The following is a 3,787-nucleotide window of genomic DNA, read 5'->3' on the forward strand; positions in this document are numbered from 1 at the left end:
AGGTCGACAAATCACAATTTGCTTGTGAGATAGCTATAAAAGTGTGGAGAAATAGCTTGAAATTTAGTATAATATAGCTAAACTATTTGTTTAAAGTGAGAAAAAAATGGGAAATTTTAGCTTTCTTTTAAAAAATGACGAATATGAATCTTTTTCAAAACCTTGCATTGAAGCTGAGAATATGATTGCTACATCAACTGTGGCTACTGCCTTTATGGCGCGTCGTGCTTTAGAGCAGGCTGTCCATTGGATATATAGTCACGATTCATATTTAGAAGCTCCCTATCGTGCTACTCTATCTTCTTTAGTATGGGATGATGATTTTAGGGATATCGTAGATTCTGAACTCCACAAGCAGATAGTTCTGTTGATTCGGTGGGGAAACCATGCTGCTCATGGTGGTGAAATTAAGGAACGAGAAGCGATTTTAGCTTTGCATCATTTGTATCAGTTTGTTAATTTTATCGATTATTGTTACAGCAATGAGTTTGTGGAGCGTTATTTTGATGAGAAGTGCTTACCACTTTCAGCAAACATCAAATACCGAGAAACTCCACAATCTATGATAAAGTTACAAGACAGTTTACCAGAACTGCCTGATTTTCATGAACAGATGGCTGCTCAGTCCGTAGAAGTTCAAGAGACTTATACTGAAAAACGTGAGACTGCAGCGCAACGGCAAGATGTGCCTTTCCATATTGATCAATTATCTGAGGCAGAGACAAGAAAGCTCTTTATTGATATTGATCTCCGTCTAGCAGGATGGATATTTGAAGAAAACTGTCGTGTTGAGATAGCTGTTGATGGTCTGAAGCACGGTTCAGGAATTGGTTACTGTGACTATGTACTTTATGGTAAAAATGGGAAAATTTTAGCGATTGTAGAGGCTAAAAAAGCCTCTGTCAATCCAGAAGTAGGGGAAGTACAGGTCAAAGAATATGCTGAAGCTCTGGAGAAACATATCGGCTATCAGCCAATTTGCTTTATTACAAATGGGTTGAAGCACTATATACTTGATGGTTCGAACCGCCGCCAGATTGCAGGCTTTTACTCTCAAGAAGAATTGCAGTTAGTGATGGATAGACGTCATCTTCAAAAACCACTTGAGGATATTTCTAGTAAAATTAGAGACGATATTTCCGGGCGTCACTACCAAAAACATGCGATTGCAAGCGTTTGTGAAGCTTTCTCTAATCATCGTAGACAGGCACTTTTGGTTATGGCAACTGGGGCTGGGAAAACTCGTACAGCAGTTTCTCTAGTTGATACCTTATCACGTCATAACTGGGTAAAAAACGTTCTCTTCTTAGCCGATAGAACTTCCTTGGTTAAGCAAGCCTATGATTCGTTTAGAAAATTACTCCCAGATCTTTCCGTTTGTAACTTCTTAGAAGATAAAGAAGGAGCTCAATCAAGTCGCATGGTCTTTTCAACTTATCCGACCATGATTGGAGCGATTAGTGGTCAAGAAGAAGTAAATCAACGCCCTTTCACTGTTGGGCATTTTGACCTTATCATAATTGACGAGTCTCACCGTTCTATTTATCAGAAATACAAGTCCATTTTTGATTATTTTGATGCAAGGATTGTAGGCTTAACAGCTACTCCGCGTCAAGATTTAGATAAAAACACCTATGGATTCTTTAATTTGGAGAATGGGGTTCCAACATATGCATATGATTTGGAAGAGGCTGTTAAAGACGGATATTTAGTAGCCTATCATTCTATCGAAACCAAACTGAAACTACCTACGGATGGTCTACATTATGATGATTTATCCGAAGAAGAAAAGGAACATTTTGATAGCAAATTTGAAGACGATAGCTGTGAAAAAGATATTGATGGGAGTGTGTTTAATTCTTTTATTTTCAATAAAAGTACAGTAGAAATTGTTTTAAATGAACTCATGACAAGAGGAATTCAGACAGCCTCGGGGGATGAAATTGGTAAAACTATTATTTTTGCTAAAAATCATGACCATGCGGAATATATCAGAGGTATTTTTAACAACCGCTATCCTGAAAAAGGGAGCGACTATGCTCAGGTGATTGATTATAGTATTAAGCATTATCAGACCTTGATTGATGATTTTAAAATTAAGGAGAAGTATCCTCAAATTGCGATTTCTGTCGATATGTTAGATACAGGTATTGATGTACCAGAGGTTGTTAATTTAGTCTTCTTCAAGAAGGTACGCTCTAAAACTAAGTTTTGGCAGATGATTGGTCGAGGAACCCGTCTATGTAAAGATTTATTTGGACCTGAGCAGGATAAGGAAAACTTCTTGGTATTTGATTATGGGGACAATTTTGATTATTTTCGTGCAGATCCAAGAGATGGAGAGGGTCGTCACATTGTTTCGTTGACTCAGCGTTTATTTAATATCAAAGTGGACTTGATTCGAGAACTTCAGGGACTCCAATACCAAGAAGATCAGTTTGCGAGAGCATACCGTCAGGAGCTTGTTTTAGAACTTCAAGGTCGTATAGAGAGCTTAAATGAGTTAGACTTCAGGGTTCGTATGGTTTTAGATACAGTTTATAGCTATAGGAAATTGGAAAGTTGGCAGAATCTAACTGCTGTTACAAGTGAAACTATTCAAAAAAATCTCTCTCCGCTTTTATTTGATGAAGATAAAGAAGATGAGATGGCGAGGAGATTTGATTTGTGCTTACTTCATATTCAGTTGGGGCAACTGACAGCTAAATCTTCCACTGTTCATATTTCCCAAGTGATGAAGACGGCTAGAGCTCTTTCTGCTATTGGCAATATCCCGCAGGTTTTTGAGCAGGTTGAAATTATCAGGAAAGTACAGGAGCCTGAATTTTGGAAAGAAGTTAGCTTGTCTGATTTGGAAAAAATTCGTCTTGCTATTCGAGATTTATTACAGTTTTTGGATAAAACAGACCGTAAACCCTACTATGTTAACTTTGAAGATCGTATACTCTCCACTGTTCACGAGACCACAGCATTTTTGCAGGTCAACGATCTTCGATCTTATAATGAAAAAGTTGAGCATTATTTGAAAACTCATCTGGATGAAGAGTCCATTTCTAAGCTATACCATAATGAAAAGTTGACATCTGATGATGTGCTTGCACTTGAAAAATTGCTCTGGGAAAAATTAGGTAGCAAATCAGACTACCAACATCATTATGAAAATAAGGCAATTCCGAGATTGGTGCGTGAGATTATTGGCTTAGATAGAGAGTCTGCCAATCGTATTTTTTCTAAATTTTTGTCGGATGAGAACCTTAATGCTAGGCAGATTTCATTTGTAAAATTGATTGTAGACTACATTGTAGAAAATGGTTGCTTAGAGATGAAAGTGTTAACGCAAGAGCCATTTAAATCTCATGGATCTGTTCAACTACTCTTTCAACACCAACTACCAGTACTTCGTAATATTGTTCAAACCATTGAGCTCATCAATGATCGAGCTGGAGAAGTGGCTTAAATTCTAAAGTGATTGCCATACTGAGACTCATTTAAAATTAAAAAGAGTAGAAATTTATGCTATATATGAGAAGTTTTATTAGGAAGAATGTCATCGTTTTCCTAGAATACAGTATCAGTTGTTAAGTGGTTGATAAATTTCAAAGTAGATACTTGTACCACGATGTTTGTTGATCGAGTTATTATAAAAGAGCTACTTTGATTTTAAAGAAATAGAAAACAAAAAGCCGAGCAAGAATTCAATTGCAGGAGAAAATGAAGGAATACTCAGTGAAAATCAAAGAGCAAACTAGCCGCAGGCTGCTCAAAACATGGTTTTGAGGTTGTAGAT

The 3,787-nt window shown here is 37.0% G+C and carries 1 protein-coding gene and 1 pseudogene; both read left to right on the top strand.

Annotation, left to right across the window (positions count from 1 at the left end):
• A pseudogene (locus tag HT678_RS10370) lies at nt 1-77 on the top strand (type I restriction endonuclease); the annotation flags it as partial.
• A gap of 29 nt (nt 78-106) precedes the next feature.
• A complete protein-coding gene (locus HT678_RS10375) occupies nt 107-3,457 on the top strand; it encodes a DEAD/DEAH box helicase family protein (protein WP_172924985.1) in 3,351 nt (1,116 codons plus the stop codon).
• Nucleotides 3,458-3,787 lie beyond the last annotated feature (330 nt).

Source organism: Streptococcus sp. 3167 (genome assembly GCF_013277175.1).
GTDB classification, from domain to species: Bacteria; Bacillota; Bacilli; order Lactobacillales; family Streptococcaceae; genus Streptococcus; species Streptococcus pseudopneumoniae.

What these genes read in the sequence shown, in the direction of transcription:
- HT678_RS10375 (WP_172924985.1), top strand. Translation starts at nt 107, where the DNA reads ATGGGAAATTTTAGCTTTCTTTTAAAAAATGACGAATATGAATCTTTT.